The organism is Burkholderia sp. DN3021, from assembly GCF_049805555.1.
Taxonomy (GTDB): domain Bacteria; phylum Pseudomonadota; class Gammaproteobacteria; order Burkholderiales; family Burkholderiaceae; genus Burkholderia; species Burkholderia pyrrocinia_C.
Genome location: NZ_JBNCAB010000120.1, coordinates 1 through 16015, shown reverse-complemented (window position 1 = coordinate 16015; position 16015 = coordinate 1). Strand labels below are relative to the sequence as shown.

The following is a 16015-nucleotide window of genomic DNA, read 5'->3' as shown; positions in this document are numbered from 1 at the left end:
CGATCAGCATCACGTGCTCGGCGATCTCCTTCGGATCGTTGAGCAGCTCGGTCGCGAGTTCCGCGTCGCGCTCGGGCGTGTTGCCGCGCGGCCGCGTGCCGGCGAGCGGACGGGCGATACGGCGAGCCTGCTCGCATGCATTCGCCTGCCCGGCCGCGTGCGGCTCGGCTCGCGTGCGCTGCCGCTGTCGGTGCTGCGCAGCCTGCGGCCGGGCGACGTGCTGCTGGACATGGCGCCGGCCGCGCTCGGCGCCGCGCGGGCGGGCCCGCTGCACGCGTGGTGGGGCGCGCGTCGCGCGACGCAATGGCATGCAACCGTTCTGATCGAGGGAACCACGATGACGATGACCGAAATACCAGACACCGCCGACGATCTCGACGAGCCGATCGTCGCGGGCGACCTGCCGGACGCCGCGCCGGACGACGACGCGCCGCTCGCGGCGCCCGAGCCGGCCGCGCTCGGCGACGTCGACCTGCCCGTGCACGTCGAGATCGACACGCTGTCGCTGTCGATCGCCGAGCTGGCCGCGCTGCGGCCGGGCTACGTGCTCGAGCTGCCGCTCGCCGCGCGCGACGTGCCGGTGCGGCTCGTCGCATACGGCCAGGCGATCGGCGGCGGCAGGCTCGTCGCGGTGGGCGCGCATCTCGGCGTGCGGATCGATCGGATGGCGGGCGACGATGGTTCAGTTTAACGACATCACCGGCCTGCTGATCGCCGTGCTCGTGATGAGCATGGTGCCGTTCATCGCGATGGTCGTCACGTCGTACGCGAAGATCGTCGTCGTGCTCGGCCTGCTGCGCAACGCGCTCGGCGTGCAGCAGGTGCCGCCGAACATGGTGCTGAACGGCATCGCGATCCTCGTGTCGCTGTACATCATGGCGCCGATCGGTTTCGCCGCGCAGCAGCAGCTACAGGGGCAGGCGCTGTCGCCGCAGCCGACGCAGGCGATGCTGCAGGCGTTCGGCGCGGCGAAGGAGCCGTTCCGCCAGTTCCTCGCCGCGCACTCGCGCGAGCGCGAGAAGCGCTTCTTCCTGCGCTCCGCATCGGTGATCTGGCCGAAGGCCGCGGCCGCGCAACTGCGCGAGGACGACCTGATCGTGCTCGCGCCCGCGTTCACGCTCGCGCAGATGACCGACGCGTTCCGCATCGGCTTCATCCTCTATATCGCGTTCATCATCGTCGATCTCGTGATCGCGAACGTGCTGATGTCGATGGGGATGAACCAGGTGCAGCCGACCAACGTCGCGATCCCGTTCAAGCTGATGCTGTTCGTCGTGATGGACGGCTGGTCGACGCTCGTGCACGGCCTCGTGCTGACCTATTCCTGATGTCCCGATCCCGATCCCGATTCCGAGGAGGCTTGTCCGATGGAAATCGATGACCTGATCCGGCTCACCTCGCAAGGCATGATGCTGTGTCTTTACATCTCGCTGCCCGTCGTGCTCGTCGCGGCCGCATCCGGGCTCGCGATCTCGTTCCTGCAGGCGATCACGTCGCTGCAGGAGCAGAGCATCTCGTACGGCGTGAAACTGGTTGCGGTGACGGTGACCGTCGCGATCGCCGGGCCGTGGGCGGCCGCCGAGATCCTGCATTTCGCGCAGCAGTTGCTGGCGGCGGCGGTGCCGTCATGAGCCGCATCACGCGCGCAATCGCGCAGACCATCCACGCGGCGAAGCCCGATCCGCGACGACGCCGGCCGGTGCGCGCGCGCCCCGCGACGACCTACGGCAAATACGGCACGCGCTTCACGTATTCGAACGGCTATCAGGCGGCCGCGCTCGCCGCGCGCAGCCAGATGCTCGCGAAGCTGAAGCCGCGTCCGAAGGCGGGCGCCGCGGGATCGCGGCGGCGCCGGCGCGCCGACAGCCAGGGCGAAGCGTCCGATGCGGGAGAGGAATCGACGGTGCCGCACGCGCACGTCGCGCCGCACGACGAGCACGACCGGCATTCGGGCGGGCAGGGCGGCGGCCGGGAGCAGCGCGAGCAGGACGAACGCGACGGCGATTCGGCGAACGTCGCCGCGCTGCCGCGCGTGCGCGCGTCGCGAGCGCGTCCGGCGCCCGTGCCCGCTCAGCGCGCGCTGCGCGACGTCGCGCATACGCTCGCGGACCCGATGGAGCGCGAGCATGCGTTGCGGCATCTGTGGGCCGACATACTGCTCCAGCTCGGCCGGCGCGTCGATACCGAACCCGGCGCGCGCATCACGGCCGCGCTGCTGAATCACAACGCGGACCTGCTCGCCGCCCGCTTGCGCACCGGGCCGTGGACGCCGATCGGCTGGAGCGGCGTGAAGCAGTTGCTGCTCGACGCGATGCGAAGCGTGGGCGGTGCGCCGCGCGACGCGTCGGCCGCGCGTAGCGAGCGTGCGAGCACGCATTATTTTCTGCTGCCGCTCATCGTGTTCAACGCGGAGCGTCCGTCGACGAACGCGCAGCTCGCACGCGCGTATGCAAGCGTCGAGACGTTGCACCAGGGCGTGTTGGCCGCTCAGCGAGCGTGAACGTCGCGGCGCACGCGACGCTTCGCAAATGCGGCGGCGAATTCGCGCGACGGACGAACACCGATGCCGCGTCGAACTATTCTGGCTGCATGGACGAACGATGCGGCGCGATCGAACGGATGCACCGATCGCGACCGATTCGATCGACGCAAATGAAACACACGACGCACGGATAAGGAGCAACCGATGAAGCTGCTGCGAATCCTGACCGGCCTGCATGCCGGTGCGGAAATCGCGCTCGATGCCGGCGAGCACCGGATCGGCGCGGGCGACGACGCGGAGATTCGCATCACCGACTGGCGCGACGGCGATCTGCTGCTGTCGATCGATGCGCAGGGCGCAACCTGCGTACGACGTGCGGCGCCCGTGCCGGCCGAGGCGGCCGCCGATGCGTTCGACGCGGATGGTTCGCCGCTCCTGATGCTCGACTTCGTGCCGGTGCCGTTCGGCGAGACCGCGCTGTGCGTCGGGCCCGCGAACGGCGAGTGGCCGAGCGATCTCGAGCTGCTCGCAACCTTGTGGGCGCCGCCGCCTGGCGCCGATGCGGCGCGGCGGGGCGCGCAACGCAAGCTCGCCGCGTGCGCGGCGGCAGGCGGCGCGCTGGTCGCCGGCCTGCTTGCGATGGGGGCCATGCTGGCGAGCGCCAATCCGGGCGTGCCGCCCCCGGTCGAGCGTACCGACGCGCTCGCGACGCGCATCGGCGCGGAGCTGCGGCGCGCGGGCTATGCGGAGCTGCACACGGCGCCGCGCGGCGCGATGATCGCGGTCACCGGGATGGTCGCGACGCCGGCCGACGACCTCGCCGCGCGCAAGCTGCTGGACCGGCTCGCCGCGCACCGCGTCGAGCGCCAGTACGACGTCGCGCAGGACGATGCGCAGAGCATCGGCGAATCGCTCGGCGTGTCGGGGGCGACGGTCGCGTATGCGGGGCAGGGGCGCTTTCGGGTGTCGGGCGTCGTGCAGGACATCGCGCAGCTACGCGCGGCGGTCGAGCGCGTGCGCGCCGACGTCGGGCCGAACGTGCGCGCGATCGACGTCGATGCACGCCAGTCCGGCGGCGCACCGGTGCCCGTCGCGTACTCGGGGATGCTCGAGATCGGCGACGTGCGCTACATCGAGACGCCGGACGGCGTGAAGCACGTGTTTGCGGGCGCGTCGGCGGACGGCGCGCCGGACCTCAACTGACGGGAGAAACGGCATGTACGAAGCATTGGAACGGGCAGCGGATGAATGCGGACCGCTCGAGCAGGCGCTCGGGGCGCCTGACGCGGCGGTACGGATCGGCGTGCTCCGCGAGGCGCTCGGCGAGACGGCCGAGCGGGTGAGCGCGGCCACCGCGCAGGCGGCGAGCGACTACGACCGCGACGCGATGCAGAAGGTCTATCGCGGCTTGCTGGCGGCGCAGCGGATTGTCGCGACGTTGCACGAGGCGAACGCGACGGCCGCATAGCGGCCATGGTTTCGCCGCGCAGCGTGCGGCGGCGGACGGAGCGGCGCGAGCCGTTCCCGACGATGCCGCACGCTGCGCGGCAAAAAAGCGGCGGGCCGCGACATGAAGCGGCGGCGCCGGAACTTTGTCAACGCGTGATCGAATCACGCACTTTCTGGAGAGTAATCATGTCGGCATTGGTAGGTGGTGCACTGGGCGAAATGACGAAGGACACGATGGCAGGCATCGCGTTTTCGAAGGCGGCAACGAAACTGCAGCAGATGCAGGAGATGACGAAGGCGGAAAACGACGTGAAGAAGCAGGCCACGAAGATGGTCAGCGACGCGTCGAAGCCGGCGCAGTAAGCCGGCTGCCATTCGGCATCGTGTTGGGCGGCCGGCGCGCGAGCGCCGGCTGTATTTTTTTGGGGACGCCGGATACCGGGGTGAAACTGTCATGAGTTGGGAACGTTATGCACAGGTCGTCGCGGAGGTATGCGCGGTCGTCGGCTTGCCGGACGTCGATTACGTGCTCGAGACGCGCATGATCGACGTCGAGGGCTTCGACGTGCGCATCGAGTACTTCGACGAGGATCCGGAGTCGATGTACGTGAATTTCCATTACGGCATCGTCAGCGCGGGCCGCACGCTCGCGGTGTACCGGCTGCTGCTCGAGGCGAACCTGCTGATCTACGCGCAGGACCAGGCGCAGCTCGGGATCGACGCGGACACCGGCAGCATCGTGCTGCTGATGCGATTGCCGCTCACGCCGGACGTGACGGGCGGGACGCTCGCCGATCTGTTCGCGCACTATGCGGAGCACGGCCGCTACTGGCGGCAGAACATCATCGAATCGGGCGACGAGATGTTCAGCGGTATCGCGTCCGGCGAATATTTCTGGCTGCGGGTGTAGCGGAGCCCGACGGCGGCACGCGCAACCGGCGGGCCAATCGTAACGGAACGTCACAAATTGCTGCGCGGATCCGGCGCGAACGAGACGATAGCGGCACGCATCCATGCGCTACGCCCCGCGACGAGCGGCGGCGCGGCGCGCGGATCGAGCCCGAACTTCGTATTCGAACCCGCTTGCCGAGAGGATCCACCATGTTTTCGACACTCTATTTCGCCGCCGCCGCCGCGCTTGCCAATCCGGCGTCGAACGACGCCTACGCAGCGCGCGTGTTCGACGGCCGCTTCGCCGAAGCGGCCACGCTCGTCGCCGCGCGCTGCGAAGCCGACCCGGGCGACCCGACCAACGACGTGCGCGACGTCAGCGCGTACGCGGACATCCAGCTCGTGCTCGGCCGCTTCGAGGAGGCCGAGGACACGTTCCGCCGCGCGCTGAAGCTGCTGCGCGATTCGCGCGACCAGACGCGCGTGATGACCTGCCGCAACGCGAGCTGGCAGGCGTTCTTCCAGAACCGTTTCGGCGTCGCGCAGGCGGGCTTCCGACGGATCGCCGACGATCGCGCGGCGAGCGTCGGGCAGAAGCTCGAGAGCCTCGTCGGCGCGTGCGTCGTCATGCATCATCTTGGCCGCGCCGAGGACGCGATGGTGGCGCTCGACGGGCTCGACGCAGCCGCTCGCGATGCCGATCCGCGCTGGCGGCAGCTCGCCGGCGCGCTGCGCGCGGACTTGCTGCTGCAATACCGGATCGGTCGCGCCGACGCGCTCGGCGATCACGTCTACTGGCGCTCCGCGCTGGCCGATCTGCCGTTGTCGGCGTTTGCGGAAACGGGCGCGCCGGCGGCCGACGCCGATGCGCTGCCGCTGCTGCGGATGCGCGTCGACTACATGCGCCAGGCATGCGCGCTCGCCGCCGGCGACCACGCGGCGCTCGCGCGGATCGATGCGCATGTGAGCTGGTGCGCGAAGACGGGCCTCGTCGACTACCAGCGCAGCGTGTGCCTTGAAGTCGCGCTCGCGGCGCTCGCGGGGCACGCGCCGAATGTCGCCAACGCGATGATCGCGCCGTATCGCGACGCGGTCGGGCGCTGCGGCTCGCACGTGCGCTGGACCCTCGACTATCTTTACTGCGCGGCGAAGGTGTGCGAGCAGCAGGGGCGGATTCGCGAATCGTCGTCGCTGTATGCGCGCTATGCGCTCGCCTCGGTGCGGCACGTGCGCTCGGACGGCGCGGCGCTCGCGCCCTCGCTCGCGATCGCGCGGTGCGGCACGCACGCGGCGGCGCCGAGCGACGACGTCAGCGCGCGGCTGCCCGGCAAGTACCGGCGCGCGTATCGCTATTTGATGGAGCGGCTCGACCAGCGCGACCTGTCGGTGCGGGAGATCGCCGCGCACATCGACGTGACCGAGCGCGCATTGCAGGCGGCGTTCAAGACGTTTCTCGGGTTGTCGCCGAGCCAGCTGATCCGACGGCAGCGGATGGAGCGGATTCGCGGCGAGCTGCTGTCGGAAGGGCCGCGCGCGGCGAGCGTGCTCGAGATCGCGAACCGCTGGGGGATCCAGCATCGGTCGACGCTGGTCAACGGCTATCGGCGGATGTTCGACGAGGCGCCTTCGCAGACCTTCGACCGGTGAGGACGCGGGGGCGACGCACAGCGCGTCCTCACCGGTCGGCTGTTGCACACCGGGCGATCGTTCTGGCCGGGCGAAGCCGGCGCGCGGGCTCGCCGCACCAATGCCTCACCGCGTTGCCTCGATGTCGCGTCGACGCATTACGATCGCGACACCGCCTTCTTGATCATGTCGATCAGTTTCATCTGGAAGCTGTTGATCATCTCCGCCACCGCGAGCAGCTGGTTCGCGAAACCGATTGCACGCTGCATCCTGATCGTCTGCTCGGTCTCGTGATGGATCTGGTGGATGCTCGGCATCCCGGCCGCGGCAAGCGTCTGTGCATCGTGGGCGCCGTGCGCTTCATGCGCGGCGGCGGATGCGGGTTTCGAAGGCGGGGTGCCCGCAGCCTGCGATTGAGCGTGCTCGGCCCCGAGCGGCGACGGTTGCCCGTGCTCGGCTTGCGGTGCCGGTGGCGGATCGCTCAAATCGATGAGATTGCCTTCCGGCACATGTGCGGAATGAGGCACGGCCGGTTGCAGGACCGCATGATGCGCGACAGTCTGTAATTCGTCGGGCGTTGCCTCGAGCAGCGACGATGGCGTACCGGTGGGCTTCGTCGTGAAGGGCGGGTCGCTCAGGTCGATGAGGTCGCCTTCGTGCGGGTGTGCGGAATGAAGCACGACCGGTTGCAGGACCGGATGGTGTGCCACCGTCTGCAATTCGGCGGGCGTGGCTTCGAGTAGCGACGCATTGTTTCCAGTAGCTTCCGGCTTGACGGCGGTGCGCTTCAGTGCCGACGCGTTCAGCGGACGGGCCTCGGGTCGAGACGTCGACTCGCCTTGCGGTCGCAAGCCTCCCAGCACGCCTGACGGCTTCGGTTGAGGAGCCGCGGCGCCGGACAGGGGCGCGCCGATCGACGGCGGGTTCTGCGAAGGCGGAGTCGAGCCCCCGGTTTGAATGGGGGATTTGATCGATACTGGCTGCACAATCCGGCTCCTGAAGAAGGTAGACCTTGGCGCCCGACTGCCGCGCAATGGGCGCACCGGGCGACGTGGCGCCACTGTACGTCGACAGGCTCGCCGCGGCCGACCGCGGTGCGAAGCGATACACCCGCGCGCGAACGTCGCCGAAGCGACGCGGCTCGCGCGATCGCGATTCGCCTACGCCGCCGCGGCTTCGCGCGCATGGGGCACGCTCGCGCGTCGGCGCCCGACAATCGGCGTGTCCATTCCCTGAACCGGAGCCGCCGATGAACGCCATCCGCCCACCCGAACTGATCGAAACCGAGCGCCTTCATCTGCGCCCGCTCACCGCCGACGACGCACGTGAAGCCTTCGACGCGCTGTTCGGCGATCCGGCGACGACGCTCGACCTGCCGTGGCCGATGCATCGCAGCGTCGACGAAACGCACGCGTGCATCGGTCGTCTCGCCGAGGGCTGGCGCAGCGGCGCGTTTTTCAGCTGGGGACTGTTCGAGAAGCGCGACGGCCGTCTGATCGGCACCCTCGAGATGCACGGTCGCCTGCCGCGCGTCGAGATCGGGCTCGTGACGAGCTTCGCGCCGGGGCGCGTGCGGACCCGCGCGTGGTCGGAGATGCTGCGCAGGTTTCTCGACTGGCTGATCGCGCAGCCGGGCGTATACCGGATCGAGGCGTTCTGCTCGGTGACGGGCCGCGCCGCGCCGTTCATGCCGAAGCTGGGTTTCGTCAGCGAGGGCGTCGTGCGCAACTACGAGGCGCGTCCGAATCGCGGGATGAGCGCGGGCGACAGCTATCTGTTCGCGATCACCAGGGCGCCGGGGCCGTTGGGCGAGGCCGTCGCGACCCGCGACGCGCAGGCGTCGGCGCGGCAGGCGGCGTGAACCGGCGAGGAGCTTGCACGGGAGCGCCAGGGCGGCGGGGTGGCCGCGACGATCCGCGCCCACGCTCGCGCCGGGCATCGATTGCCTGCGTCCGATTCGTCGCGACGCGCATCGCGGATTTCGTGCGGTCTCGCTGACTTTCGCCGGCGCGTCCGACCCATGACGGAAGTCGCGGCGGAGATGCGGGTTCGCTGGGTCGAACGTCGCGCGTATCCGGGCTCTCGGCATTCGGGTTCGCGTGACACGGTGACGACCGATGTGCGGCTCGCCACGATCGCCGCAAACCACAAGCCCGCCCGATCTTCACCCCATCCCGCTCGCATGCACATGCCGCGCCCATTGATACCGGTCGAGCCGCAGCAGTTGCGAGATGCGTGCGGCGACGTCGCCGTCGTGCGAGCCGGCGCCCTCCGCGAGCTCATCCACTTTGAGGAACCGGCCGACGAGCACCGTCGACGCCCGATCCCCCGACAGCACCACGGTCTGCGCATAGCGCCGCCAATCGTCGTCTTGCAGCGCGTACAGGCACCAGCTCTGCAGCGCCGTGCACAGCGGCGTGCCGCGCTCCTGGTCTTCGAGCGTGCGCAGAATGTGCAGCGCGCCGATCCAGTCGCGCCGGCTGATCCGCAGCCGCACGTCGCACAGGTCGACCGCGGCGTTGCGCGGCTGCAGGACGCGCAGCGCGATCAGCAGTTCATCGAGGTCCGCGTGTGCGCTCGCGCGCAGCCCGACCGAAAAGGCCGAGAGCAGCGCGCGCAATGCGGCTTTGTTGCACGATTTGATCGCCATGTCGGTGCGATGCGTCGAGAAGAGATGATCCGTCGGCGATGATCGCCGTCGTACGCGCGCGAGCGGCCGGCGCGTGCGAAGCGACATCGTGCGCGGCGAAGCGATGCTCGCGTTGCGGCGGCGGCGCACGATGCGCGACCGATCGTTTCGGTCGCCGCGACGTCGCTTCGCGCGGTTCGCGGCGCGCGCGTACGCGCTGCCTAAGCTTGTCGTCGAACCGCGGGCGCATGAGCGCCGTGCGCGTTCTGTTCCCTTTCCTTCAGTCGATTCACATTCATAGCGAGACGATCATGAGCGTTAACGGCATTACATCGACGACTATCCACCCGTCGCAGTTCAACTCCTCGTCGACGTCGTCGAGCAGCCGCGATCAGAAGATCGACAAGCTGCTCCACGAAATCGAAGCGCTGCTGATGCAGGACGATTCGGGAGGCGGCGACGACACGGACATCGGTGGCGATTCGAACGGCAACACGCCGACCGGCAACAACCCCCCGACGAACCACGTGACGCCGTCGACGGGCGACAAGCCCGGCGAAGACATGCGCGACGTCAAGCTGAACACGAAGGCGGGCGGCGAGGCGCTGCACCTGAAGATGGACTCGCAGGGCAACCTGTACAACGGCAGCGGCAATTCGGTCGGCGTCGTCGACAAGGACGGCAACGTGAAGCTGAACTCCGGTGCGACGAAGGAGCTGGAGCGCCTCGAGACGGGCGGCAATCCGCTCATGAACGCGAACGTCGGCAAGCGCGGCGCCGGCGGCAACATGGAGTTCACGCCGGACGAAGTGACGGTGAGCGCGGGCGACGTCGACCAGAAGAACGACTTCTGACCGCGCGGGCGGCGCGGCGCGGCGGCACTGGACACGCGCTTTCGAATCGGTGCACACTGCGCGCTCGCGCCGCCGCGTCGCGGCCCGTCCAATCATTCGCGGACCGCGACGTCCGCCGGAGTCGAACTTGATCGTGTCGCAACGGGCCGACGCCCGAATCCTCGAGGTGATGCAGGCCCGGCAGGCGTGGGGCACGCTCGCGCTCGACCGCGACGGCGCGATCGTCGCGGCCACCGAGCGCGCGCACGCGCTGTTAGGCCGCACGCTCGCCGCCGGGTTGCCGCTGCACGCGCTGCTCGGCGACGCGGCGGGCGCGGATCCCGCCGCGCTGTTCGACACGCTCGAACAAGGATTCGAATTCGAAACCGACGACGCGATCCTGTGGCTGACGCTGCAGCCGGTTGAGCACGATCCGGCGATCGCGGCGACGGTCACGGTCGCCGACGTCACGCCGCTGCGCCGCGCGCTCGACGAGCGTGTTGCGTCGCTGCGCTTTCTGGCGCACGACCTGCGTTCGCCGCAGAATTCGATACTCGCGCTGACCCAGTTGCACGACGCCGATCCCGACGCGTTCGCCGCGTGCGGCGGCCTCGAACGGATCGCGCAGCTCGCGCGGCACGCGTTGCTGCTCGGCCAGGACTACCTCGTCGCGTCGGCGGCGGACGATCTCCGGCAGCGCCATTTCATGCGCTTCGACCTGCGCACGATGCTGCGCGAGCTCGTGCCGAAGCTCGAAGTGGGCGCCGTCTATCGCGGCGTCGCGTTGCAGCTCTGGCTCGACGACGCCGTACCGCTGTGGTTGCACGGCGCGCGCGTATTCGTCGCCCGCGCGCTGCAGAACCTGATCGACAATGCGGTGCAGGCGTCGCGGCAGGGCGCGCGCGTCGAGATCCGGCTGCACGTACGTGACGCGCACGCGGAAGTGACGATCCGCGATTGGGCCGGCGGCCTGCCGGGCCTCGCCACGGACGGGCGCATGACCGATTTCGCGCCGCTCGCGAAGCGTGGCTCGATGGGCTTCGGCCTCGGGCTGCAGCTCGCCGCGCAGGTCGCCGCCGCGCATGCGGGCACGCTGTACGCCGAATCGAATCGCGGCGTCGGCACGGCGTTCGTGATGCGTCTGCCGATGCCCGCGCCGGCAGGCGCGGCAGCTTCGGCCGCGCCGGACGGCATCGCGCGCTGGCGCGCGAGCGTCACGCCCGACGGCTGAGCGCCGGCATCCTTTCCTTTTCGCTTCTTTTCGCTTGACGAACCCTATTTCCGCGATGTCCGAACCGAACATGCAGCGCACCGTGCAGCAGCCCAAGCAGATCGTCGTCGTCGAGGACGATCCGGTGCAGCGCACGCTGCTCGTCACCTGGCTCAAGGCCGAGGGCTACCGCGTCGAGGCGTTCGACGACGGGCTCGACGCGCGCCGCTTCCTCGGCGACAGCTGGGCCGATCTGCTGGTGCTCGACTGGGACCTGCCCGGGATGACGGGCGAGCGGCTGCTCGGGTGGGTGCGTGGCCGCGCGCGCTCGATCGTCCCGGTGATCTTCCAGACCGTGCATTCGGACGAAGAAGACATCGTGAAGATTCTCGACGCCGGCGCGGACGATTTCCTGATCAAGCCGCTCGAGAAGCAGACGCTGCTCGCACGCGTGCGCGCGTTGTTGCGGCGCTTCGCGGCGCTGTCGGTCGACAGCGGGCGCATGCAGCTCGGCGGCTGCGTGTTGTCGCGCGCGACGCTGACCGTGTCCGACGGCAGCGCGTCGCATGCATTCAGCGCGAAGGAGTTCGACATTCTCTGGCATCTGGCCGAGCATCCCGGCACCGTCGTGCAGCGGCAGGATCTGTTGCGGCTCGTGTGGGGCGCGGAAGCGTCCGCGCAAACCCGCACGGTCGACATGTACGTGAGCCGGCTGCGCAGCCGGCTGAAAGCGGCGGGCCTCGGCTGGACCGTGCATGCGGCGTACGCGACAGGCTACCGCCTGAACCTGGGCGCGGACGCCGAGCCGGCGGATCGCGCATCGTGACGCGGCGCGCGGCCGCGTCGGCTGCCGCCATCGCGCTCGCGCTCGCGAGCCATGCGCCGGCGCTCCATGCGGTGCCGCTCGTGTGGCCGCTCGCGCGCTTCGACTATCGCGTCGGGCCGGTGAGCGTCGCCGCCGCGCTGAGCGAACTGAGCCGCCGCTCGGGCGTCGCGATCGACGTGGACGCAGGCGCGTCGTGCCGGCTCGACGTGCGCGAGGCGCTGCCGCCGCGGCGTTTTGTCGACTGGGTTGCGCGCACATGCGGACTTGCGGCGTACTACGACGGCGCGGTGCTGCAGCTCGTCGCGCCCGATGCGTTCGAGCGTGCGGCGGTGCGGCTCAATTACGCGACGCCGGCCGAGCTGCGCGCGACGCTCGCACGGCAGCGGATCGTCGACGAGCGCTGGCGGCCCGGCTACGACGACGCGGCGCGGATCGTGCGGGTCGCCGGCCCGCCGCGCTATGTCGCGCTCGTGCTCGCCGCCGCGCGCGCGCTCGACGAAGCCGCGCAGGCGCGCGTGCGGACCGAGACGCGCGCGTTCAGGCTGCATGCGCGCGCGGCGGCTGACCGCGCCGTGCGCGGCGACGCGGGCGATGCGTCGCTGCCGGGGCTCGCGACGCGGCTGCGCCGCCGGCTCGAGCAGGACGGCGTCGCGCCGCGCGCGGTGCCCGGCGTGCGCGAATTCACGGCGTCGCTGCCGATCGTCGACGCGGATGCACGCTCGAACACCGTGCTGATCCGCGACGTGCCCACGCGGCTGGCGCGCGATGCACGGCTCGTCGCGCAGCTCGATACGCTGCCCGCGTCGATTCGGATCGATGCGTTCGGCGCGACGCTCGCGCGCGCGCAGATCGACGCGCTCGGGTTGCGGTGGCGCGACGACACGCAGGCGTCCGTATCCTCCGGCGCATCCGCCCCGCGCGTGGCGATCGCGCCCGCGCCGGACGGCTGCGCGCCGATGCGCGCGCGCATCGCCGAGCTTGCCGCGCACGGCGACGCATCGATCGACGCCGACGGCTCGACGCTGACGCTCCCCGACGACAGCGCGGATTTCGGCCGTCTGCGGCAGGTGTTCGTCACGTCGGGCGACGGCGATGCGCGATCGCTCGACGCGCAGCGGAACGGATTCGCGATGCGGGTTACGCCGCGCGAGACCGTGCAGGCGGGCCGTTATGCGCTCGACATGCGGATCGTCGAGCGCTGGGCGGACCGCGACAGCCGCTCGTCCGGCGCATCGTCGTCGCGCGAAACCGTATCCGGCGCGACGCTCTCGGCAGGGGAATGCGTGGCGCTCGCGCTGCCGCTTGCCGCCGGACATGAGGCGCAGCGGCTCGTGCTGGTGACGCCGCGCATGACGTCCGCCGATCCCGTGCGCCGGCCGCCGCCGGCATCGCCGACCGCGCAGGCGCGACGCGCGCCGGCCGCGGCAAGCGCAATCGCCAGCTTCCCCGAAACCGCGAATCCCGCGACGCAAACGCGCGCGACGTTACACGCGCATTCGTCGGCGACGCCGCCGGACGGCCTCGGCCTCAGCACGCAGACGCGCCTGCTCGGCAATTGATGCAAACTCCACGCATTATTAAACGACGGTCTGGCATGATTTAGACGCGCGACGACAATCGGCTTTTGAAATTAATTCCACCAGCCGATTAACACGGGATTCGGCATGTTTATACGATTTTTTCCGATTTTAGATCGGCATGGAAAATACCGGATCGGAGGCGTGCCTAACGATTAACAATCGACTGCATCATTTCATTCAGCTCGATCCGATTGTAAGTCGCCCGTAACGCGTCCTTCGTCGAGATCCGGTTGCGGGCCGCGAGCGCGGCGAGGTCGTCGTTCAGGGAGCGCGACATGTTGTCCTCGCGGCGCCGCAGGAACTCGTTGACGAGGTGCAGCTTCGTCGGATCCGCGATCAGCTTCGCGACCTGGTTGTTGTTGTTGAACAGCAGTTCGCTCGCGAGCACGAGGCTTTCGCCGTCCGCGCTCGGCACGAGGCTCTGGCAGACGATGCCGATCAGCGATTCGGCGAGCGCGACCGCGTGCCGGTCGCGCTGCTCGACCGGAAAGAACGACAGCAGCTTGTTGAGCGCGCTGACCGCGCTGCCCGTGTGCATCGTCGCGAGCACGAGGTGCCCCGATTCGCCCGCTTGCAGCAGCGTGTCGGCCGTCTGCGCGTCGCGCACCTCGCCGACCATCACGACGTCTGGCTTTTGCCGCAGCGCCTCGCGCAGCCCGTGCGGGAAATTCGGCGTGTCGGTCGGCACTTCGCGCTGCGAGATGATTGACTGGCGGCGCTCCAGATAGTATTCGATCGGCTCCTCGATCGTGACGATATGCGTGTTGCGCGTCGTGTTGATGTGCTCGAGCAGCGACGCGATCGTCGTCGTCTTGCCCGAGCCCGTCGGGCCCGTGACGAGGATGATGCCCTTCGTGTTGTCGAGCATCGAGCGCACGTAGACGGGCAGGCCGAGTTCCTCGAGCGGCAGCGGCTTGAGCGGCAGCCGGCGCATCGAGATCACGATCTTGCGGCCGCCGCCCGCGCGGTACACGTGGCAGCGCAGCCGGCAGCGCGTGAGGACGAACGGGCGATCGAGCGTGCCTTGACGCAGCGCGGCTTCCCAATGCTCGTCGATCGCGTCGAGCAGCGGCCGCATGTCGTCGAGGAGCACCGGTTCGTCGCTCGTCTCGACCCAGCCGCGCGGGGTCTTGATCGTGACGGGGCGGTCCTGCTCGATGTGGATGTCGGTGAACATCTGCTTCAGGTCGATCAGGCCGAGCACTTCGCCCGCGAGATCGCGCAGCGGGGCGGCGGCATGCTGGTTCATCTTGGCAGTTCGAATGAATGGATTGGGCGGCGCATTTCGCGCGGTGAAAGAGGAAATTGAATGGTCTATTTAATTTTGCATGCAAACTAGCTTTTGTCAAACTGTTCGGGGTATATTTGCCGCGCAATAATCACTTCAATAATGCGACTGCGTGCGTAGACCTATTATGTAACGCTGCGGTAATCCCATGTTCGGAAAGCCATTTCCGGCCGCGCAGGCGGTCCGAGGCGTCGGACGCGGCATCCGGGATCATCGAGCAGCAAAGCGCGGGGGCCAGCGGCGCACGGCAGCAGTCGAGTAACGAGGACAATCATGATGCACGGCGCTACGGTCGCCGCGGCCGCGTTCATCGCGACCGCGCTTTTTGCAACCGATTGCGCGGCGAGCGGCCCGCCCGCCGGCACCGATCCGGCGATCGGCGGCCCATTTGTCGAGCGCTTCGATCACGCACCGCTGACGGCAACGCGCGTCGACGTCTTGCGCGCGATATCGCCATCGGCGTCAGCCGGGGCCGCGCCGGCCGCGGCCGCGCGGCCCGCGTCGCTGCCCGTTGCGGACGCACCCGTCTGGGACGTGCGCGCGTCCGACGGCACGATCCGCGGCGTCTTGTTGCGATGGGCGCGCACGGCGGGCTGGCAGCTCGTCTGGGATGCGCCGGTCGATTTCAGCATCGACGCGCAGGCGACGCTGCGCGGTTCGTTCGAGGATGCGCTGCAAGTGCTCGTCGCGAGTCTCGGCCGCACGGCGACGCCGATCCAGGCGATTCTCTATCAAGGCAATCACGTGTTGCGCGTCGTCGCGCAGGGAGCGGGCTGATGCGCGTCTTTTTCGTCATTTCGTTACTGGCCGCCGCGCTGCTGAGCGGCTGCACCGGGCTGCGCAGCGGCATCGAGCGAGACGTGCGACGCGATTCGGACGAATCCGGCGCGCTCCTCAAGCGCACCGCCGACGGCGACAACAGCGTGCACGCGCTGTCGCCCGTCGTCGTCGACAACGGGCTGTGGGTGTCGGCGGGCGCCGTGAAGCTGCAGAGCCGCGAACAGCTCCCCGCGCTATTCGACGAGCCGGCGTCATTCGACCGCGCGGTCTCTTCGTTAGCCGAATTCGCCGAGCAGATCACGCGGCTCACGCAGGTGCCGACGCAGGTCGCCGCGAGCGCGCAGCAGGCGGCCGCGCGTTCGCAGCAAGGCGGCGGCGCGGAGGGCGTCGCGCGCGGCGCACCCGCGTTCCTCGACGCGGC

The 16015-nt window shown here is 69.4% G+C and carries 17 protein-coding genes and 3 pseudogenes; 16 read left to right on the top strand and 4 right to left on the bottom strand.

Going from position 1 to position 16015, the window contains the following annotated elements; translation table 11 throughout:
• Positions 1-112: pseudogene (locus ACPUER_RS33670) on the bottom strand (chorismate-binding protein); the annotation flags it as partial.
• On the opposite strand from ACPUER_RS33670, the pseudogene sctQ reads away from it, so the two are divergent.
• The 9 genes and pseudogenes from sctQ to ACPUER_RS33625 form a co-directional block, all read left to right on the top strand.
• Positions 71-691 (top strand): annotated as a pseudogene (sctQ, locus tag ACPUER_RS33665) (type III secretion system cytoplasmic ring protein SctQ); the annotation flags it as partial. The pseudogenes ACPUER_RS33670 and sctQ overlap by 42 nt on opposite strands.
• The gene (sctR, locus tag ACPUER_RS33660) at positions 678-1328 is read left to right on the top strand and encodes a type III secretion system export apparatus subunit SctR (protein WP_010109702.1); all 651 of its coding nucleotides are present in this window, start codon (positions 678-680) and stop codon (positions 1326-1328) included. The pseudogene sctQ and the gene sctR, both read left to right, overlap by 14 nt.
• 39 nt (positions 1329-1367) lie before the next feature.
• Positions 1368-1631 carry a type III secretion system export apparatus subunit SctS gene (gene sctS / locus ACPUER_RS33655; RefSeq protein WP_174416992.1) on the top strand — a complete coding sequence of 88 codons (264 nt, stop codon included), beginning with the start codon at positions 1368-1370 and terminating at the stop codon, positions 1629-1631.
• Positions 1628-2500: a type III secretion system protein gene (locus ACPUER_RS33650; protein ID WP_425133197.1), complete on the top strand. Its 873-nt coding sequence runs from the start codon at positions 1628-1630 to the stop codon at positions 2498-2500. Before sctS ends, ACPUER_RS33650 begins: the two co-directional genes overlap by 4 nt.
• Before the next feature lie 186 nt (positions 2501-2686).
• Entirely contained in the window at positions 2687-3685 is a 999-nt protein-coding gene (hrpD5, locus tag ACPUER_RS33645; protein ID WP_425133196.1) for an HrpD5 family protein, read from the top strand.
• Between the two features lie 13 nt (positions 3686-3698).
• Positions 3699-3950: a type III secretion protein gene (locus ACPUER_RS33640; protein ID WP_072436854.1), complete on the top strand. Its 252-nt coding sequence runs from the start codon at positions 3699-3701 to the stop codon at positions 3948-3950.
• A 167-nt stretch (positions 3951-4117) separates the two neighbouring features.
• Positions 4118-4294, top strand: a complete 177-nt coding sequence (locus ACPUER_RS33635; RefSeq protein ID WP_006762820.1) for a hypothetical protein — start codon at positions 4118-4120, stop codon at positions 4292-4294.
• A 91-nt stretch (positions 4295-4385) separates the two neighbouring features.
• Complete coding sequence (locus ACPUER_RS33630; protein WP_175959156.1) at positions 4386-4841, top strand: CesT family type III secretion system chaperone; 456 nt, start codon at positions 4386-4388, stop codon at positions 4839-4841.
• Positions 4842-5032: 191 nt separating this feature from the next.
• Positions 5033-6469: a helix-turn-helix transcriptional regulator gene (locus tag ACPUER_RS33625; RefSeq protein WP_175959155.1), complete on the top strand. Its 1437-nt coding sequence runs from the start codon at positions 5033-5035 to the stop codon at positions 6467-6469.
• 137 nt (positions 6470-6606) lie between these two features.
• Here ACPUER_RS33625 and ACPUER_RS33620 read toward each other — a convergent pair whose 3' ends face one another.
• Positions 6607-7434 carry a hypothetical protein gene (locus tag ACPUER_RS33620; protein ID WP_425133195.1) on the bottom strand — a complete coding sequence of 276 codons (828 nt, stop codon included), beginning with the start codon at positions 7432-7434 and terminating at the stop codon, positions 6607-6609.
• Between the two features lie 263 nt (positions 7435-7697).
• On the opposite strand from ACPUER_RS33620, the gene ACPUER_RS33615 reads away from it, so the two are divergent.
• Entirely contained in the window at positions 7698-8309 is a 612-nt protein-coding gene (locus ACPUER_RS33615; RefSeq protein WP_425133194.1) for a GNAT family N-acetyltransferase, read from the top strand.
• Positions 8310-8612: 303 nt separating this feature from the next.
• On the opposite strand, the gene ACPUER_RS33610 is transcribed toward ACPUER_RS33615, so the two are convergent.
• On the bottom strand, positions 8613-9098 hold the full coding sequence (locus ACPUER_RS33610) for an HrpB1 family type III secretion system apparatus protein (protein WP_175959153.1): 486 nt from the start codon (positions 9096-9098) through the stop codon (positions 8613-8615).
• Between the two features lie 227 nt (positions 9099-9325).
• On the opposite strand from ACPUER_RS33610, the gene ACPUER_RS33605 reads away from it, so the two are divergent.
• From ACPUER_RS33605 to ACPUER_RS33590, 4 genes are all read left to right on the top strand, one after another.
• Positions 9326-9931 (top strand): hypothetical protein, encoded by a 606-nt coding sequence (locus ACPUER_RS33605; protein ID WP_425133193.1) that lies wholly within the window; start codon positions 9326-9328, stop codon positions 9929-9931.
• A 133-nt stretch (positions 9932-10064) separates the two neighbouring features.
• A complete protein-coding gene (locus ACPUER_RS33600) occupies positions 10065-11141 on the top strand; it encodes a sensor histidine kinase (RefSeq protein ID WP_175959217.1) in 1077 nt (358 codons plus the stop codon).
• A gap of 55 nt (positions 11142-11196) precedes the next feature.
• A complete protein-coding gene (locus ACPUER_RS33595) occupies positions 11197-11946 on the top strand; it encodes a response regulator transcription factor (protein ID WP_072436848.1) in 750 nt (249 codons plus the stop codon).
• Positions 11943-13505: a secretion protein gene (locus ACPUER_RS33590; RefSeq protein ID WP_425133192.1), complete on the top strand. Its 1563-nt coding sequence runs from the start codon at positions 11943-11945 to the stop codon at positions 13503-13505. Before ACPUER_RS33595 ends, ACPUER_RS33590 begins: the two co-directional genes overlap by 4 nt.
• Before the next feature lie 166 nt (positions 13506-13671).
• Here ACPUER_RS33590 and ACPUER_RS33585 read toward each other — a convergent pair whose 3' ends face one another.
• A complete protein-coding gene (locus ACPUER_RS33585; RefSeq protein ID WP_006762531.1) occupies positions 13672-14775 on the bottom strand; it encodes a type IV pilus twitching motility protein PilT in 1104 nt (367 codons plus the stop codon).
• A 312-nt stretch (positions 14776-15087) separates the two neighbouring features.
• Between ACPUER_RS33585 and ACPUER_RS33580 the strand changes: the two genes are divergently transcribed.
• Entirely contained in the window at positions 15088-15591 is a 504-nt protein-coding gene (locus ACPUER_RS33580) for a toxin co-regulated pilus biosynthesis Q family protein (RefSeq protein ID WP_175959150.1), read from the top strand.
• Positions 15591-16015, top strand: a pseudogene (locus tag ACPUER_RS33575) (PilN family type IVB pilus formation outer membrane protein); the annotation flags it as partial. The gene ACPUER_RS33580 and the pseudogene ACPUER_RS33575, both read left to right, overlap by 1 nt.